This window comes from Vreelandella subterranea, from assembly GCF_900111305.1.
Taxonomy (GTDB): Bacteria; Pseudomonadota; Gammaproteobacteria; order Pseudomonadales; family Halomonadaceae; genus Vreelandella; species Vreelandella subterranea.
In genome coordinates this window covers 1-17,566 of the sequence record NZ_FOGS01000005.1, presented here as the reverse complement: position 1 = coordinate 17,566, position 17,566 = coordinate 1, and the positions used below count along the sequence as shown (strand labels likewise).

Annotated in this window: 17 protein-coding genes; 5 read left to right on the top strand and 12 right to left on the bottom strand. The window is 60.6% G+C overall.

The features are described from left to right. Positions 1-307: 307 nt before the first annotated feature. The 5 genes from BMX75_RS08395 to dksA all read right to left on the bottom strand — a co-directional run bounded on the left by BMX75_RS08395 (position 308) and on the right by dksA (position 6,205). Positions 308-1,696, bottom strand: coding sequence for a sigma-54-dependent transcriptional regulator (locus BMX75_RS08395; protein WP_092827084.1), 1,389 nt, complete (start codon positions 1,694-1,696; stop codon positions 308-310). Next, entirely contained in the window at positions 1,689-4,622 is a 2,934-nt protein-coding gene (locus BMX75_RS08390) for an ATP-binding protein (RefSeq protein ID WP_092827082.1), read from the bottom strand. The genes BMX75_RS08395 and BMX75_RS08390 overlap by 8 nt, the downstream gene beginning before the upstream one ends. Further along, entirely contained in the window at positions 4,612-4,788 is a 177-nt protein-coding gene (locus BMX75_RS18050; RefSeq protein WP_175474715.1) for a hypothetical protein, read from the bottom strand. The genes BMX75_RS08390 and BMX75_RS18050 overlap by 11 nt, the downstream gene beginning before the upstream one ends. Before the next feature lies 1 nt (position 4,789). Next, on the bottom strand, positions 4,790-5,689 hold the full coding sequence (gene gluQRS / locus BMX75_RS08385) for a tRNA glutamyl-Q(34) synthetase GluQRS (protein WP_092827080.1): 900 nt from the start codon (positions 5,687-5,689) through the stop codon (positions 4,790-4,792). Positions 5,690-5,767: 78 nt separating this feature from the next. Further along, positions 5,768-6,205 (bottom strand): RNA polymerase-binding protein DksA, encoded by a 438-nt coding sequence (gene dksA / locus BMX75_RS08380; protein ID WP_066316091.1) that lies wholly within the window; start codon positions 6,203-6,205, stop codon positions 5,768-5,770. 185 nt (positions 6,206-6,390) lie between these two features. Between dksA and BMX75_RS08375 the strand changes: the two genes are divergently transcribed. Together BMX75_RS08375 and sfsA are read left to right on the top strand one after the other, a co-directional pair. Beyond that, entirely contained in the window at positions 6,391-7,551 is a 1,161-nt protein-coding gene (locus BMX75_RS08375; protein WP_092827078.1) for an aminotransferase class I/II-fold pyridoxal phosphate-dependent enzyme, read from the top strand. Continuing rightward, a complete protein-coding gene (sfsA, locus tag BMX75_RS08370) occupies positions 7,548-8,339 on the top strand; it encodes a DNA/RNA nuclease SfsA (protein WP_092827076.1) in 792 nt (263 codons plus the stop codon). Before BMX75_RS08375 ends, sfsA begins: the two co-directional genes overlap by 4 nt. On the opposite strand, the gene metW is transcribed toward sfsA, so the two are convergent. The 5 genes from metW to BMX75_RS08345 all read right to left on the bottom strand — a co-directional run bounded on the left by metW (position 8,286) and on the right by BMX75_RS08345 (position 12,370). Next, the gene (gene metW, locus BMX75_RS08365) at positions 8,286-8,879 is read right to left on the bottom strand and encodes a methionine biosynthesis protein MetW (RefSeq protein WP_066316286.1); all 594 of its coding nucleotides are present in this window, start codon (positions 8,877-8,879) and stop codon (positions 8,286-8,288) included. The genes sfsA and metW overlap by 54 nt on opposite strands. Then, entirely contained in the window at positions 8,879-10,075 is a 1,197-nt protein-coding gene (gene metX / locus BMX75_RS08360) for a homoserine O-succinyltransferase MetX (protein ID WP_092827074.1), read from the bottom strand. Before metX ends, metW begins: the two co-directional genes overlap by 1 nt. Before the next feature lie 53 nt (positions 10,076-10,128). Beyond that, a complete protein-coding gene (locus tag BMX75_RS08355; RefSeq protein ID WP_066316083.1) occupies positions 10,129-10,722 on the bottom strand; it encodes a YggT family protein in 594 nt (197 codons plus the stop codon). Positions 10,723-10,751: 29 nt separating this feature from the next. Next, complete coding sequence (proC, locus tag BMX75_RS08350) at positions 10,752-11,576, bottom strand: pyrroline-5-carboxylate reductase (RefSeq protein ID WP_092827072.1); 825 nt, start codon at positions 11,574-11,576, stop codon at positions 10,752-10,754. Positions 11,577-11,665: 89 nt separating this feature from the next. Further along, positions 11,666-12,370 carry a YggS family pyridoxal phosphate-dependent enzyme gene (locus BMX75_RS08345; RefSeq protein WP_092827070.1) on the bottom strand — a complete coding sequence of 235 codons (705 nt, stop codon included), beginning with the start codon at positions 12,368-12,370 and terminating at the stop codon, positions 11,666-11,668. A 33-nt stretch (positions 12,371-12,403) separates the two neighbouring features. Here BMX75_RS08345 and BMX75_RS08340 point away from each other — a divergent pair, with 33 nt between their 5' ends. After that, positions 12,404-13,447, top strand: a complete 1,044-nt coding sequence (locus BMX75_RS08340) for a type IV pilus twitching motility protein PilT (RefSeq protein WP_092827068.1) — start codon at positions 12,404-12,406, stop codon at positions 13,445-13,447. 3 nt (positions 13,448-13,450) lie between these two features. Further along, on the top strand, positions 13,451-14,620 hold the full coding sequence (locus BMX75_RS08335) for a PilT/PilU family type 4a pilus ATPase (protein ID WP_092827065.1): 1,170 nt from the start codon (positions 13,451-13,453) through the stop codon (positions 14,618-14,620). An 8-nt stretch (positions 14,621-14,628) separates the two neighbouring features. Here the strand turns inward: BMX75_RS08335 and BMX75_RS08330 are convergent, their stop codons facing one another. Next, positions 14,629-15,759 (bottom strand): anhydro-N-acetylmuramic acid kinase, encoded by a 1,131-nt coding sequence (locus BMX75_RS08330; protein WP_092827426.1) that lies wholly within the window; start codon positions 15,757-15,759, stop codon positions 14,629-14,631. A gap of 114 nt (positions 15,760-15,873) precedes the next feature. On the opposite strand from BMX75_RS08330, the gene tyrS reads away from it, so the two are divergent. Continuing rightward, positions 15,874-17,073, top strand: coding sequence for a tyrosine--tRNA ligase (gene tyrS, locus BMX75_RS08325; protein WP_092827050.1), 1,200 nt, complete (start codon positions 15,874-15,876; stop codon positions 17,071-17,073). Positions 17,074-17,340: 267 nt separating this feature from the next. On the opposite strand, the gene BMX75_RS18145 is transcribed toward tyrS, so the two are convergent. After that, positions 17,341-17,566 (bottom strand): hypothetical protein (locus BMX75_RS18145; RefSeq protein WP_217639870.1); only part of this gene is annotated, 226 nt, incomplete at its 5' end.

The following is a 17,566-nucleotide window of genomic DNA, read 5'->3' as shown; positions in this document are numbered from 1 at the left end:
CTGTTGTTCTTGTTGTGGCTCAGGTCTGGGCGGTGTCATGTTGTTTTTGTTGACGACTTACCGCGCTGCCCAGTTTGTTTTTCTTACCCAGATATATTGCACTCGCCGTGCCACTCGCAAGATAACGCATGGAATTCAGGTGGTTGGGTTTTTCTGCTATGCCAGGAAAGGATTGTGAGAATGAAGTGTTACCCGCTTTGAGCCGTCTTTCGTGTGGGAAGGTAACAGTATGCGGGTAACGAATTTCGTGGATATTTCTTTGATAAATCAGTGTATTAGACGTTAGTTGTAGGCGCGATGGCGCTGTTCAGCTAGGGCGGCGTGCCGTCTTCTTGCGCGGTATGCCCAGCCGCTGGCGCCGCTCCCATAGGTTTTTGCGGCTGATCCCCAGCTTCTGTGCCAGCTCGGTCTCGCTCATCTGGTCCTGGTGCTCGAGTACAAAGTGTTGGAAATAGTCTTCCAATGACAGGTCATCGTCTTCGGCGCCGGGTTGAAGCGTGTCGGCGCTGGCGGCTGAAGGAGGGGGGCTGGCCGCTGGTGTCGGGCGATGGGAAACGGGGGCAAGCCCCAGGTCGTCGGGGTGGATCAAATGGCCTTCGGCCAGAATGACGCCGCGTTCCAGGGCATTTTCCAGCTCACGCACGTTGCCGGGCCAGGGGTAGTCACGCAGCTCATGGCGTGCCGCCCGGGATAGGCGCAGCCCTTGGCGATCATGTCGCTTGCAGGCCTTGTCGAGCAGGATGTCGGCGATTTCCAGCACGTCGTCTTCGCGCTCACGCAACGGCGGCAGCTCGATCTGCATGACATTCAGCCGGTAGTACAGGTCCAGGCGAAATTCGCCGCTCTTGGAGAGCGCGCGCAGGTCGCGGTGGGTCGCGGCGATCAGGCGGACATCCACATGGCGGGTTTCCACCGAGCCGATTTTGCGAATTTCGCCTTCCTGGAGCACGCGCAGCAGCCGTGCTTGAGCGTCGAGGGGGAGCTCGCCAATTTCGTCCAGAAATAGCGTGCCGCCATCGGCGGCTTCGACCAGCCCGGTGCGCGCGGCGCTGGCGCCGGTGAAGGCGCCTTTTTCATGGCCAAACAGCTCTGACTCGATCAGTGTTTCCGGGATGGCCGCGCAGTTGACGCATATCAGCGGGGCCTTGGCCCGTTTGCTCTGTTGATGCAGGGCGCGGGCGACGAGTTCCTTGCCGGTGCCGGACTCCCCAAGGATGAGCACCGTGACATCGGCGGGCGCGGTTTTGCGAATGCGGGTGTAGACCTGCTGCATGGCCACGCAGTTGCCGATCATGGTTTGTCGGCCGCCCCCGTCATCGGTGATGTCGGGCGGCGGGCTGTGCTGCATCGACTGCTGGTGAAGAATCCGCGCAACGGTTTCCAGGAGCTCTGCGTGGTCAAACGGTTTGGCAACGTAGTCCACCGCGCCCTGTTTGAGGGAGTCGACCGCCGAGCGCATGCTGGCATAGCTGGTCATGATCAGAACCGGCGCTGGCGCGGCGGCCTGGATCAGGTGGGTTCCCGGCTCGCCGGGCAGGCGCAGGTCGCTGATAATCAGATCAAAGTCGGCCAGATCGAGTGTCTCGGCCTCTTCGGCACTGCCCGCTTCGCTGACCTCATAGTCATGGCGCTCGAGCAGACGTCTGAGTGCACTGCGAATAATGGCTTCATCTTCAACAATCAGAATCCTAGACATGGGGCAGCTGATCATCCTGTTGGAAAAGCGGTAGCCACAGGGTTATGGCTGTACCGCGAGATGTTCCGGGCGGTGGCGATGCCACCTCAATTCTGCCGTGATGCTCATTGATAATCTGGTAGGCCAGTGATAACCCGAGCCCAGTGCCTTCCCCGGCTGCTTTGGTGGTGGTGAAGGGCTCGAACAGGTGGTCACGTACCTTGGGGTCAATACCCTGACCGTCGTCGGTCACACACCACCATGCCTGATCAGCCTGCTTGCCTGCCGTGATGTGCACGCTGCCCTCGGGGCTGCAGGCATCCCGCGCGTTGCCCAGTAGATTTACCATCACCTGGGTCAGGCGCTGGGCGTCCCCTTGCACCACCAACGCGTCCGTACACTCATTGGTAAAGATGACATCCTCGCCCGAGCGGGCCAGGTGGATCAAGTGCAAGGCATCGTCGGTGATCGTTCTTAGCACGACGGGCGAGCGAGGCAGCCCGGGCGAATCGCGCCCGGCATGGGCAAAGCCGACCAGCGAATTGACGATCTTGGTGACCCGCTCGGTCAACTGTTGAATATGATCGGCGGTTTCCAGCAAGGCGGGATCCTGGGTGTCATAACGCAGGTTTTGCGCCAGCGACGAGATGCCGGTAATCGGGTTGCCTATTTCATGGGCCACGCCCGCCGCCAGTTGGCCGATGGAAGCGAGGCGAGCGGCGTGAACCAGCTCGTCCTCCAGCCACTTCATCTCGGTGTGGTCTTCCACCAGAATGACGCTGCCACCGCGACTGTCGTTGCCGCTCAGGTCGGCCTTGTGCAGCGTCAGGAAGTAGTCTTTGTCGTGGAGCCTCACGGCTTGTTTGTACAGCGGTGACGGCCCTTCGTTGAGTACGCTACCCAGCAGCCATGGCCAGGGGGCAGGCAGGCTGTCCCGGCGCGAGCCGATCACGCTTTCCCCACTGATGCCGGAAAGCTGCGAAAGCGCCTGATTCCACATCACCAGCTCTTCGTCGTCGCCGAGGACGCAAAGCCCGACGGGCAGGTAAGCCAGCGTTTGGCGATGGTGGCGGCGCAGCCCATCGAGCTCCCTGGCAAGCCCCGTGAGCCGCGAGCGATAGGCTTCCAGGCGGCTTTCCACGAAATGGATGTCATCGGTAATCGGCGCATCGTCGTGGCGGTAGGGCAGGTAACGGTCGACGATATCCCGCGCCACAGAAGGGCCCATCAAGCCGGAAAGGTTTGCCTGGATACGGTCGCGCAGGCGGCGCAGTGCGTAGGGGCGGCGCTCCTGATGAGTCAGGTTGAGTGCCTTGAGCGCACGGCCGACTTCACGGTGAGCCGCTTCATCGCCCAGTGCCTGGGCCAGGTGGGTAGAGAAGTCACTCGCCGTAGCGGCTTCCAGCGGCAGGCGTTTCGAGCGAATGACCGCATCCACCGAGCAGGCCTCGGCCGCCGATTTTTCACCTTCCGAGGTACGGGTGAACAGCGACACGACGATCAGCAGCAGGATGTTGAGCGATTGAGACAGCAAGGTGACGCTATACCAGATGGGCGCATCCGTGGGTGTCAGCGGTGTCAATGGCAGGGTGGGCGGGGTATAGCCCGCCACCAGGGGCAGCCATAGCCCCCAGAGCCAGACGCCAACGCCCCCGATCAGGCCAGCCACCATGCCCTTGCGGTTGGCACCCGGCCAATAGAGCAGCGCCAGCATGCCTGGCAAACACTGGGCCATGCCGATGAAGGCGGCGAGCCCCAGGCTGGTCAGCGGGTGATGACGGCCAACCCACTGATAAAACAGCCAACCGCTTAAAATAACCCCGATCACCAGCCCGCGGCGCAGCCATAGCAGCCAGCCGTAGAGGTCGCTACGCGCTTCGGGGGGCCTGGCCACCAACACGATGTGGTTGAGCACCATCCCCGAGAGCGCCAGTGCGATCAGCATCATGGTGCCGCTGGCGGCCGCCAGGCCGCCGATAAACGCCAGCGCCCCGACCCACCAGTGCTCGCTCAATGCATAGGCGGCGTAGGCGGTGAAGGGGAGCGTCTCGTTGACCGACTGCGCAGCCCACCAGATAAGCGGGACGGGTAAGGCCATCAGCAGTAAAAATAGCGGCAAGGTCCAGCTTGCCTGCAGCAGCGTCTGCGGCGACAGGCTTTCCGCAAAGGTGATATGAAACAAATGCGGCATCATGAAGGCGGCGGCAAAAAACAATAGCAGCAGGGTGCGCCATTGGGCGGGATCAAAACGGGCGGTGCGCGCCTGGGCAAGGTAGCCGGGGCCTTCGAGCCATGCCTGCAGGTCGCCAGGGCCACTGAATACAAACCACAATGCCACGGCGCCCAGCCCCAGCATGGCCAGCAGTTTGACCACTGATTCGATCGCCATGGTGCTCAACAGGCTGTTGTGACGGCTATGCACATGACTGTGTCGCGCCCCGAGCATCACCGCCAAGGCGGCGATGGCCGCGCAAAATGTAAGCGCCACGACAGGCCCGGCCTGGCTCCGGGTGAAAAGATTGACGGCCTCGCTCATGGTTTTGACCTGAATGCCCAGCAATGGCAACACCGCGAGCAGGCTGACCAGGGTTACCAGAGTGCCCGCCCAGCGGGAGCGAAAACGAAAGGCGAACAGATCCGCCAGTGAGGCGAGTTGGTAGGTACGGGTGATCCGCTGAATGGGGACCAGCAGCACCGGGGCAAGCAGAAAGGCACCGGCGGCCCCCAGGTAGTAGGCGAGATAGCCAAAGCCGACATTAGCCGCCAATTCGACGCTGCCATAAATCGCCCAGGCGCTGGCATAAACACCCAATGCCAGGGTGTAGACGGCAGGATGACGGCTGATGCGCAGCGGTATCCAGCCCCTTTCCACCGCCAGGGCGCAGCCCAGCAGAAGGGCAAGATAGCCCAGGCCGAGAAGCAGCGCGCCAAGGACCTCAACGCTCATCCAGTTTCCTCTTCTGTTCAAGCCACAATGTCAGGGCGATCAGCCCGCCCCAGATAACAAAGGGCCGATACCAGGCCACGCTCGGGTCGCTCCAGCCATCCATCAGCAGGGGGGAGAGCAGGTAGCCGCCGAAGACCAGAAACAGCATGATGCGGTAAACGTACATGTCAGGGCTCCTGTGGCAATTCGCGCTGCGCTGACGGTGACAGTCGCTCGACCGACCAATGTGTCACCGCCCAGTCTAACTGAGTGGTCACCGGCGCTTGGGCAAGGTCATCGGGCGGCGCCTGGTCAAGCGCCTGCAGCGCCCGAAACAGCTGGTGGCGTATGGCGCTCGGCGCCTCGGCCAACGCCGGTGCAAGGTTCTGCTTGGAAAGCTTTTGGCCCTGGGATGTCACCACCAAGGGTAAATGCAGGTAACGGGGCTCGGGAACTGCCAGTGCCACTTGCAGCTGGCGCTGCCAGGGCGTGTTGTCGAGCAGGTCAAATCCTCTGACAACGTCCGTTATGCCCTGCTCGGCGTCGTCGACAACCACCGCCAGCTGATATGCCCAGAGAGCATCTTTGCGTTTGAGGACGACATCCCCCAGTGTTTCAGGGTCGAACTGTTGCCAGCCAAACAGGCGGTCGTGCCATTGCACCGGGCGCTTTCCCAGGTCGCTGCGCAGCCGCCAGGCGACCGGCTGGGTGGGGTCACTCAGCCCCGTGCGACACCAGCCAGGATAGACCGGATATGCCTGCCACTGTTTGCGCGAACAGCTGCAAGGGTAGGCCAGCCCCTGGTCGGCGAGGGTATCGAGCGCCTGCTGATAGGCAGCGTGGCGGTCATGCTGCCAGCGAACGGCCTCGTCCCAGTGAAGGCCAAACGCTTCCAGCTGGCGCAAAATGATGCTGTCGGTGCCTGACGGGCAGCGTGGCGGGTCGATATCTTCAATGCGTACCAGCCAATCGCCGCCCGCCGCGCGGGCGTCCAGGTAACTGCCCAGGGCTGCCACCAGCGAGCCAAAATGCAGAGGCCCTGACGGCGTGGGGGCGAACCGCCCACGATAGCGAGTTGGTTGCGTCATCGAAGCCTTCCAGAAACCAAAACGGGCACCACAGGGTGCCCGCATTCCACAATAGCATACAGGTCGATTCTTCCTGGCTTAGCCGCCGAGTTGCTTCTCCTTGAGCTCGGCCAGGGTCTTGCAGTCGACGCATAGCGTGGCGGTCGGGCGCGCTTCAAGACGGCGAATACCAATCTCGACCCCGCAGGCTTCGCAGAAGCCGTAATCGTCTTCGTCGATCTTCTCTATGGTTTCGTTAATTTTCTTGAGCAGCTTACGCTCGCGGTCCCGGGTGCGCAGCTCAAGGCTGAAACCTTCTTCCTGGGTCGCCCGATCGGCCGGATCGGCGTAGTTGTTAGCATCTTCCTGCAGGTGGCGTACGGTACGGTCCACCTCTTCCATGAGGTCCTGTTTCCAATCCAACAGCAGCTGGCGGAAGTGCGCCAGCTGTTGGTCATTCATATATTCTTCACCCGTTGCCGGCTCATACGGTGTGAAGGGCTTGGACGCTTCCGGTTTTTTTTCCGCTACTGGCATGGGAGTGCCCCCTACGTATGTGACTACTGATCGACCATGAGCGTGTGTCACGATCTCACGCCAAAGGGATGCTTGTTTAGCTGAAAATTGGCTGTGTTGCAAGCATAATAGAATGCTTTCTATCATGAACTTGCCTCCAGTGCGGCCAAGCTCATGTTTTTACTACCGCTAGGTAAGGAGCCGTTATGGCCTGGAATTCACGGGTGAATCATGTCGCACCTTTTCGTGTGATGCATCTACTGGAAATGGCTCAGGCGCGTGAGGCAGCGGGCCATGATGTGATTCACCTCGAAGTCGGGGAGCCGGATTTCGCGACTCCCGCGCCGGTTGTGGCCGCGGGGCAGCACGCATTGGCGACAGGCAAAACCCGCTACACGCCTGCCGCTGGTCTGCCCGCATTGCGCGAGGCGATTGCCGGTCACTACGCGGAGCACTTCAATGCCTCGGTAGACCCCGCGCGGATTCTGGTCACACCCGGCGCTTCGGGGGCGCTGTTGCTGGCCAGCCAGCTACTGGTCGAGACGGGCGACCGGGTCATGATGGCCGATCCCAACTACCCGTGTAATCGCCATTTCATGGCCCTGGCCGGTGCCGACGTCGATGCTATCCCGGTCGGTCGTGACAGCGGCTGGCAGTTGGACGCTGCGCTGGTCGAGCGGCACTGGCAACCCCATACGCGGCTGGCGATGCTGGCATCGCCTTCCAACCCGACCGGTCATACGTTGAGTGCCGATGCGTTGAAAGCGGTGTTCAAGGCGGTGGCCGAGCGTGGCGGCGAGGTGCTGGTGGATGAGATCTATCAGGGGCTGAATTACGACGACGCGCCTCTTTCGGCAACGTCGCTGTCTGACGACGCCTTTGTGGTCAACAGCTTTTCCAAATACTTCGGCATGACCGGCTGGCGCCTGGGCTGGCTGGTGGCCCCCGAGCGTGCGATCGAGCCGCTCACCAGGCTTGCCCAGAACGTGTTTCTTGCCGCCCCGACGCCTTCCCAGCACGCTGCATTGGCCGCCTTTACCCCCGAGTGTCGCGACATTCTCGAGACTCAGCGGGCGACGCTCAAGCAGCGTCGTCGGGTATTGCTTGAGGGCTTGGCGCAGTTAGGGCTGGCGCCGGATCTGCCGCCCCAGGGGGCGTTCTATCTGTGGCTGGACATTTCCCGCTATAGTCGTGACAGCCAGGATTTTTGCGAACGGCTGCTGCGTGAGGAGAACGTGGCGATCACGCCGGGCATCGATTTTGCCGTACAGGGCGGCGAGCATCATGTGCGTATTGCCTTCACCAACGACGTCGAGCGGCTGGAAGACGCCGTGGTGCGCATTAACCGCTTTGTGAGCCGTCTATGAGCCTTACCTACCAGGGCCTGGTGCCGGGTACCTTGCTGCGCCGCTACAAGCGCTTTCTGGCCGATGTGCGCCTGGACGACGGTCGGGACGTCGTCGCTCACTGCCCCAATACCGGCTCGATGAAGGCGGTCAATGTGCCTGGCTGCCGGGTATGGCTGTCGCCAAGCGATAATCCGAAACGCAAGCTGGCCTGGACCTGGGAATGGATCGAACTGCCGCAGCCGGATGGCACGGCGGCGCTGGCCTCGGTGCACACCGGGCGCGCCAATCGCATTGTGGAGGCGGCCATCGAGGCCGGTGATATCGCGCCGCTGGCGGGGTATCCAACGCTCAGGCGCGAGGTGAAAGTGGCCGACGCGCGGTTGGACTTTCGCCTGGACGACCCTGACCGTGGCGCCGTCTACATCGAAGTGAAGCAGGTGACGCTAAAAGAAACCGACGGCCATGGTTACTTTCCCGATTCGGTCAGCGTGCGCGGCGCCAAGCATCTGCGCTCGCTGCAGGCGTTAGCCGAGCAGGGTGAACGGGCGGTGCTGCTGTTTTGCGTGGCCCATGAGGGCATTGGCGATGTGGCCCCTGCCGCGCATATCGACCCGGCTTACGCGGCTGCAATGGCGGAAGCGGCCAGGGCAGGCGTCGAGGTGTTGGCATACGGGATAGACGTGCAGTGGGCGGCCGCCAAGCCCGCGTCAGTGCGCCTGACGCGGGCCTTGCCGATACGCTGGTCGGTGACCTCAGCGGCGACGCACGCGGAAAATGGCGATTTCACCGAACAGGTTGGGCCATAGCCTAGACGTCCAGTGCCCGCGGTGGTCACCCACGCCCACGGCGCGATCCACAATCACCATGCCTTTTTCACGGCACAGGTGCTCAAAGTCGTTGAAGGTGGAGAGATGAATGTTGGGGGTGTCGTACCAGGCGTGGGGCAGCGACTTGGAAACCGGCATGTAGCCGCGCAGGCCCAGGTGAATACGGTGACGCCAGTAGGCAAAGTTGGGAAACGTGATGATGCCCTCTTCGGCAACGCGCAGCATTTCATCGAGCATTTTATCGGGGCGACGCAGGGCCTGCAGGGCCTGGGTCATGATCACTTGATCGTAGCTGTTGTCGCAGAAGCTGCCCAGGCCATCGTCGAGGTTATGCTCGATGACATTGACGCCGCGGGCCACACAGCCGGTAATGCCGTCGTGATCGATTTCAAGGCCGTAACCGGTCACGCCTTTGTGCTGGGCCAGCGCTTCGAGCAGTACACCATCACCGCAGGCCAGGTCCAGAACATGCGCGCCCTCGGGGACCCAGTCGTAGATCAGTTCCAGATCAGCGCGCATCATGGTGTCTCCTCTGCATCCGGATGAGCAAGGTTAAGCTCGCGGGCCGCGCGATTCATGAAAGCACCGAATACCGCTTCGTAGCGGGGCTCGGGTAACAAGAACGCGTCGTGGCCATGGGGCGAGTCGATATTGGCGTAGCTCACCGGTTTGCCCGCACGCGTGAGGGCGTCGACCAACTCCCGAGAGCGCGGCGGCGGAAAGCGCCAGTCGGTGGTGAAGCTGACGATCAGGAACGGGCACTGTGCCGGGGCGAGGGCGTTGGCGAGATCCCCGCCCTGGGTGGACGCCGGGTCGAAGTAATCCAGCGCCTTGGTCATCAGTAGGTAGGTGTTGGCGTCAAAGGCGGTGGAAAACGTATCACCCTGATAGCGCAGGTAGGATTCCACCTGGAACTCGACCCCGAAGCCGAAGTTCAGGTCGTTGCTGCGCAGGTCACGGCCGAACTTGCTGCCCATGGCGTCTTCGGAAAGGTAGGTGATATGGCCCACCATACGGGCCAGCTTCAGCCCACGCTTGGGCACGGTATCATGTTCGGCGTACCAGCCGTCAAAAAAATCCGGGTCGGAGCGAATCGCCTGACGCGCGACTTCATTGAAGGCAATGTTCTGCGCCGACAGGCGTGGCGTTGCGGCGATGACCACCGCATTGGACACCCGGTCAGGGTAGGTCATTGTCCACTCCAGCACCTGCATGCCCCCAAGGCTGCCACCCACCGCTGCCGCCCAGCGCTCGATCCCCAACTGGTCGGCCAGGCGAGCCTGGCTGGCCACCCAGTCACTCACCGTGACCATGGGGAAGTCGGGGCCCCACTGGCGCCCGGTGTCGGGGTTGTGGCTCACCGGGCCGGTGCTGCCGTGGCAGCCGCCCAGGTTGTTCAGGGACACGACGAAAAAGCGGTTGGTGTCGATAGCTTTGCCGGGGCCGATATGGGCGTCCCACCAGCCGGGCTTGCGGTCTTCCTGACTGTGGTAACCGGCCGCGTGGTGGTGGCCTGAGAGCGCATGGCAGATCAGTATCGCGTTGCTACGCTCGGCGTTAAGAGTGCCGTAGGTCTCGTAAATCAACTCGTACTCGGGCAATACCTTGCCGCAGGCGAGCGGAAGGGGCGTGTCGAATTTGGCGACATTCGGAGTGACCAGCCCGACGGAATTCGTCGGCCGGTCCTCAAAAGCAAGCGTGTCTGAATCGGGCATCGAAAGCGTTAGTCCTGCTGAGTCAGTCGTCGTAAATAAGCCAGTGCCAGTGATTACAGGCCGACCAGGGCGCCGGAAATGCCGGCCGCTCGAATCAGTGAGCCCACCAGTAGCCCGTCCACCAGGTTAATGGCGATAAATACCACAATGGGGGATAGATCAATCATGCCCAGCGGCGGGATGACCTTGCGTACCGGGGCCATGATGGGCTCGACCAGCTGCATGATTAACAGCGCGCCTGGGTGGCTGGCATTGGGGGCGACCCAGCTCAGAATGATCATCACGATCAAGGCGAAGAAGTAAATCTTCAGGATGGCGTTGGCCAGGGCGGCGATACCGGCGATCAGTAGCCCTGTTACAGGGGGCATGCCCACGCCAATCACCATGAAAATCGCAATAATGCTGATGACCTTGAGGACAAACCCGGCCGCCAGGGTGGCAAGATCGAAGCGACCGGCGACCGGCCCCAAGAAACCCTGGAAAAGCCCCACGGCTGGCTGGGTAATCTTGACGACTGTCTGGCTCATGGGGTTGTAATAGTCGGCCCTTGACGCCTGCAATAAAAATCGCAGCATGAGTAAAAACAGATAAATATTGATCAGCGAGTTAACCAGCATTAACCCGGCGCTGCCCAATTCGTTGCCCATGGCTATTTCTCCTATAAAATCCGCGTTGATTAGTGGCCGCTCAGTTCCTTGGACATGGCTTGGGCACGCTTGGCGCAGGCCTGCATCGCATCAGCGATTGTCGTCCTGAGCTTTGCATCTTCCATGTGCTGAATCGCCTGCTCGGTGGTGCCGCCGGGCGACATGACATTCTGTTTGAGTGTTGCCGGGTCTTTATCGCTTTGTTGTGCCATGGTGGCGGCACCCAAGGCGGTTTGAATCGCCAGGCGGCGCGCCGTATCGGCGGGAAGGCCGAGCTCGACGGCGGCGTCTTCCATGGCTTCCAGCATCAGGAAGAAATACGCCGGTGCGCTGCCTGAGACCGCTGTCACCGCGTCCAGCAAGGCTTCTTCCTCGACCCATTCGACGATGCCCACTGCTTCCATGAGCTGAGTCGCTATATCGCGTTGGGCATCGCTGACCCGCGCATTAGCATACAGGCCACTGGCACCGCGGCCTACCAGAGACGGTGTATTCGGCATGCAGCGAACCACAGCGTTACCCCCGCCCAGCCATTGGTCAATGGTGGCCGCGTCAAGGCCAGCGGCGATGGAAATGATCAGAGGGCTGCGCTGTTGAACGGTGTCGCTGAGCGCTTCGCATACGTCGCGCATGATCTGTGGCTTAACAGCCAGCACCAGGACGTCGGTCTGGCTCGCGGCGGCGTTGTTATCGGTTTGCGTCTGGATGTTCAGGCGTGTACGTAACGCCTCGAGTTCGCTTTCCTGAGGCGCAGTGGCCGTGATGTCGTCAGGCGTGACACCGCTGTCGATCAGGCCGCCAATGATGGCGCTTGCCATATTGCCTGCGCCAATGAAGGTGATCTTGTTCGTCATGGGGGTATCCTCTGTTGAAAAAGGCGGCGTTGAGCCGCGTGATTTCATTCGCCTGGGTACATGCGTTCCCGGTTGGCTCGATGGTTCGTTCAGGTGGTATTCCGCGCACCAAAAATCGCCGTCCCTAAACGTACCAGTGTGGCACCTTCCAGCACAGCCGCTTCCAGGTCGTCGCTCATGCCCATGGAAAGCGTATCAAGCGGCGTATCGGGCAGTGCCTTCTGTAACGCTGACAAAAGCTTGCGCATCTCGGCCAGAGGCTGACGCTGGGCCGCCAGGCTTTCTGCCGGGGCGGGGATCGCCATCAGGCCTCGCAGCTTGAGGCCAGGTAGCGCAGCAACCTCCTGGGCAAGGGCTTCCACGTCTTCTGGCATGACGCCTGATTTTGAGGGCTCACGGCTGATATTGACCTGTAAGCAAACGTTGAGTGGGGCCAAATGGGGAGGGCGCTGCTCGCTAAGCCGCTTGGCAATTTTCAGGCGGTCAATGGTGTGCAGCCAGGCGAAATTTTCGGCAACGGCGCGCGTTTTATTCGATTGAAGAGGGCCAATGAAATGCCACACAAGATCGTCCAGGTCGGCCAGCTCTGCCTGCTTGTCCAACGCTTCCTGCAGATAGTTTTCACCAAACTCACGCTGACCAAGCGCGCTTGCCTGGCGAATCATCGAGGCCGGCTTGGTTTTGCTTACGGCCAGCAGCGAGGCATCATTAACCGGGCGGCCAGCGTCGATGAGGGCGTGCTCTAGGCGCTGGCGCGCGCTGGCTAGTGACGCTGGAAGCGCGTTATCTGTCATACTCAGGCACCTTACCGCAGCTGGGGAAGAAAGATGGATATTACCGAACTGCTGGCATTCTCGGCAAAGCAGAATGCATCCGACCTGCACTTATCCGCTGGCTTGCCACCCATGATACGGGTTGATGGCGATATCCGTCGGCTGAATGTGCCTGCCATGGATAACAGTGCCGTGCGCCGGTTGATTCACGACATCATGAACGATCGTCAGCGCCGCGACTACGAAGAACATCTCGAAGTCGACTTCTCTTTCGAAGTGCCGGGCGTGGCGCGTTTTCGAGTCAACGCCTTTAATCAGGCCCGCGGGGCCGGCGCGGTATTCCGCACCATTCCCAATCAGGTGCTATCGATGCAGGCCCTGGGGTTGGGCGAAGTGTTCGAGCGCCTCTCCATGCTGCCGCGCGGCCTGGTGTTGGTGACCGGGCCAACCGGTTCGGGGAAAAGTACCACCCTTGCGGCGATGATCGATTACATCAACGATCATCGCTATGAGCACATTCTCACCATCGAAGACCCGGTTGAGTTTGTGCATGCCAGCAAGCGCTGCCTGATTAATCAGCGGGAAGTCCATCGTGACACACACGGCTTTGCGGAGGCGTTGCGCAGTGCGCTGCGCGAAGACCCGGATGTGATCCTGGTGGGAGAGCTGCGCGACCAGGAAACCATCCGCCTGGCATTAACGGCGGCAGAGACCGGCCACCTGGTGCTCGGGACGCTGCATACCACGTCAGCGGCCAAGACCATTGACCGGATTATTGATGTCTTCCCCGGCGAAGAGAAGGCCATGGTGCGTTCGATGCTGTCTGAGTCGCTGCAGGCGGTGGTCGCCCAGGTACTCTTGAAGCGCCAGGGAGGCGGCCGCGTGGCGGCCCATGAAATTCTGATCGCGACCTCAGCGGTGCGCAATCTGATTCGTGAAGACAAGGTGGCGCAGATCTTCTCGGCGATTCAAACCGGCGGCAACCTGGGTATGCAAACGCTGGACGCCGCCCTGTCGCAACTGGTCAACGATGGCCATGTCGGCATGGAAGCCGCCCAGGCGCTGGCCAAGGGCACCCTGGCTTCCCGGGAGACGTAACCGATGGCGAATAACGACGCCTCAACGCTGACGCCTGGCCAGTGGCTGCACCAGTTGCTGGACATCATGGTGACGCAGCAAGCCTCAGACCTGCTCATTTCAACGGGTGCGCCGCCCAGCCTCAAGATGCCCAACGGGCTGGTTCCCCTGGGCCAAAAGCCGTTGAGTGAACATCAGGTAAGCGAGTTGGTAACTCACACCGTGCCCGACGGGTTGCGCGAGCGTTTCAGGCAACAGCGCGAGGCGAACTTTGCGCTGGGGTTTGAAGACAAGGGGCGCTTTCGCGTTAGTGCCTTCCAGCAGCGAAACCAGCCTGCCATGGTGATACGCCGTATCGAGCAGCACATTCCCACCCTGGAAACCCTGGGGGTGCCCACGGCGCTTGCCTCGCTCGCCCATGCCAAACGGGGGCTGGTATTGGTGGTGGGGGGCACGGGGACCGGAAAATCCACCACTCTGGCGGCGATGGTGCAGGAGCGTAATGAAACGGTCGGTGGGCACATCATCAGCATTGAAGATCCGATCGAGTACCTGCACCCGCACAAGCGCGCCATCGTTAACCAGCGTGAAGTGGGCATTGATACCGAGTCGTTCGAAGTAGCGCTCCAGAACACCCTGCGCCAAGCCCCTGATGTGATCCTGATCGGTGAGATACGCAGCCGTGAAACCATGGAACACGCGTTGACGTTCGCTGAGACAGGCCATCTCTGTCTGGCCACCTTGCACGCCAACAATGCCAATCAGGCCTTGGAGCGAATCATTCACTTCTTCCCGCATGAACGCCATGAGCAGATATGGATGGATCTTTCCCTTAATCTCCGTGCGGTGGTGGCTCAACAGCTGTTGCCCAGCCTTAACGGTGGGCGTTGCGCGGCGGTTGAGGTCATGCTGCAGTCGTCACGCCTTGCCGATCTGATTCGTAAAGGCAGGGTCGACGAGATTAAAGCAGCCATGGCGGCGTCCCGGGATGACGGCATGCAGACCTTCGACCAAGCGCTCTTCGATCTTTGCCAGGCCTCGCAGATCAGCCAGGAGGTGGCGCTTGCCCACGCGGACTCCGCCAATGACTTGCGCCTCATGCTGAAGCTTCAGGGTGGGCAGGCGACCCCGCGTTCATTGGACGAGCGTGTTCCGGACCAGTGGGCCCTGCGCGATCGCGATGATGCCTGGTGACGTTGATGCTAGGGTGCGTAAATGCCGCCAAGGACGCGTGGCCCTCTGGCGCCGGTCACCGTAGGGACATTGCCGGGAAGCTGGTGCAGGCGCTGGTGGGCCAGCCAGGCAAAGGCACCTGCCTCGATCCAGTCTTCCGGCCAGCCGTAGGTTGACGGTGACGCAAAGTCGGCAAGGGGTAGATGAGCGGCCAGCCTTGCCATCAGGTCAGCGTTATGCGCGCCACCCCCGCAGGTAATTACCGTGATGCCTTGGTGCGTGAGAGGCAACTGCTGGATGCCCCGTGCAACGCTGATCGCCGTGAGTTCGGCAAGCGTTGCCTGAACGTCACAAGGTGCTTCGTTACCGGCCAGGTGATGCTCCAGCCATGGCAGATGAAATAGCTCACGCCCCGTACTACGTGGGGGTGCCTGTTGAAAGAAGGGGGCTTCCAGCAGACGTTCCAGCAAACCTGGGTCCACCCTTCCGCTGGCTGCCCATGCCCCGTTCTGATCGAAACGGCCGCCCTTGTGTTTTGAGAACCAGGCATCCAGCAACACATTTGCAGGCCCCGTATCGAAGCCCGTCACGGGCGTTTCCGCGTTGCTGGGCAGCCACGTCAGGTTGGCAAAACCGCCCAGGTTCAAGATGAGCTGTTCGCCTTGCTGGCGTCCAAACAGCGCCTGATGAAAGGCGGGTGCCAGCGGCGCCGCCTGCCCGCCTGCTGCCAGGTCGCGGCGGCGAAAATCAGCCACAACGGTGCAGCCGGTCAACTCCGCCAGCAGGCTGGGATTATCCAACTGCAGTGTGTAAGCCGGGCCGCCAGTATGGCCGCCTGGGGCGTGCTCAACGGTCTGCCCGTGGCTGCCTACCGCCTGGACCTGTTCAGGCGAAAGTTGCTGTGCGGTCAGCAGGGCGTTCACTGCCTTGGCTTGCAGTCGGCAAAAGGCGTCTTCGGCGGCAGCCAATTCGGCAAAGCTCACTTCTTGTGCATGGCAAAGTTGCAGCAGCTGCTTATGCAGTGCGTCTGGCATTGCGACGGCAGTCGTCCCCAGCAGTTCTGGCGGCGTATCGCGGCCAATCGCCACCAGGGCGGCGTCAATGCCGTCAAGGCTGGTGCCTGACATCAGGCCAATATAATAATGTGGTGCAGATTTCATAAGACGACCCATACGAAGCGCGTTAAGGCTCAACCAATACCCGTGAGCATGGTAACATCGCCCACAATTTATTATCCGAACGCCAACAAGGCGATGCTTACGTGGAGAAAAGCAATGAGTGAGGTGGAGCAGGCGCTAGCGTTGCTGTCGCGGGGGACCCATGAAATCCTGGTGGAGGATGAACTGCGCGAAAAGCTGGCCTCTGGCCGTACGCTGCGTATCAAGGCAGGTTTCGATCCCACGGCCCCCGATCTACATTTAGGGCACAGTGTCCTGCTGACCAAGATGCGCCAGTTCCAGGACCTGGGCCACACCGTTATCTTCCTCATCGGCGATTTCACCGGCCGTATTGGTGACCCCACGGGTAAAAGCGTGACTCGCAAACCGCTGACCGAAGCCGACGTTAAGGCCAATGCCGATACCTATAGGGAACAGGTATTTAAAATCCTTGATCCCGATAAAACCGAGGTGCGCTTTAACGCTGAATGGTTTAGCGACCTGACCGCCGCCAAGATGATCGAGCTGGCTGCGCAGAGTACCGTTGCGCGTATGCTCGAGCGTGATGACTTTGAAAAACGCTACAAGGCCAATCAGTCGATCGCCATCCACGAATTTCTCTACCCGCTGGTACAGGGCTACGACTCGGTCGCGTTAGACGCGGATGTCGAATTAGGCGGTACCGATCAGAAGTTCAACCTGCTGATGGGCCGGGAGATTCAAAAGCATTTCGGTCAGCAACCGCAGGTGGTCATCACCATGCCGCTGCTTGAGGGTTTGGACGGCGTGCAGAAGATGTCCAAGTCGCTGGGTAACTATGTGGGTGTCGATGAAACGCCCGGTTCCATGTTCAACAAGCTGGTTTCCATGCCGGATACCCTGATCTGGCGCTATTTTGATTTACTTTCGCTGAAGTCGAACGAAGAAATCGAAGCGCTCAAGCAGAGCGTTGAGCAGGGCGCAAACCCGCGCGATGTCAAGATGGAGCTGGCGCGTGAGCTGATAGCGCGCTACCACGGCGACGAAGCTGCCGCCAACGCCCATCGATCAGCGGGTAATCAGTTGGCTGACGGCGAACTGCCAGAAGACCTGCCCGAAGTGGAGGTCGACTTTGAAGGGGGGAGTGAAGCGCCGATCGCAGCGGTTCTCAACCGTTCGGGGTTGACCAAGAACAGCGCCCAGGCGAAAGACATGCTCAAAAATGGCAGTGTCAAAGTGGATGGCGAGGCTGTGGCGCAAGACACCATGCTGACAACCGGCAAGGCTTACGTTATCCAGGCAGGCAAGAAACGTTACGCCCGTGTGACACTGCGCTAATTTTTTTCGCACGCCCCTTGCGTCCCCGCCAGCAAAGCCGTAAAGTACGCATCCGCTGCCGGGGACGCCCAGCGTTGCCAGCGGTGGATGAGGTGTAAAACCTCAGGTTTGTCAGCAGGTTAGGCAAGCGAGCGTGGTTCATGTGTCATGTCACGCCGCCGCGATTTTTGCCAATCAGTCATTGACAATCCTTCGGAAGTGCGTAGAATACGTCTTCCTCGCTGAGGCCAAGCAGTTCAACGGTTGGTCGAGCCTTTCACTGACTTTTTAGTCAGTCAAGCAGCACAGCGAAACGCTCTTTAATAATGTGATCAGGTAATTCATGTGGGCGCTTGCCGATGAGGGTGATAAATCACCAAATATCAAGGCAAGCGACTCGTCCAAGGTCTTCGGATCTTGAGAGAACGTTTGAAAACCTTGAGCCAAGTTTGGTTCGCTTCTGTCGCTTTCGGGTGGCAGGTAAGAACCGCAATGATTGTAAACTGAAGAGTTT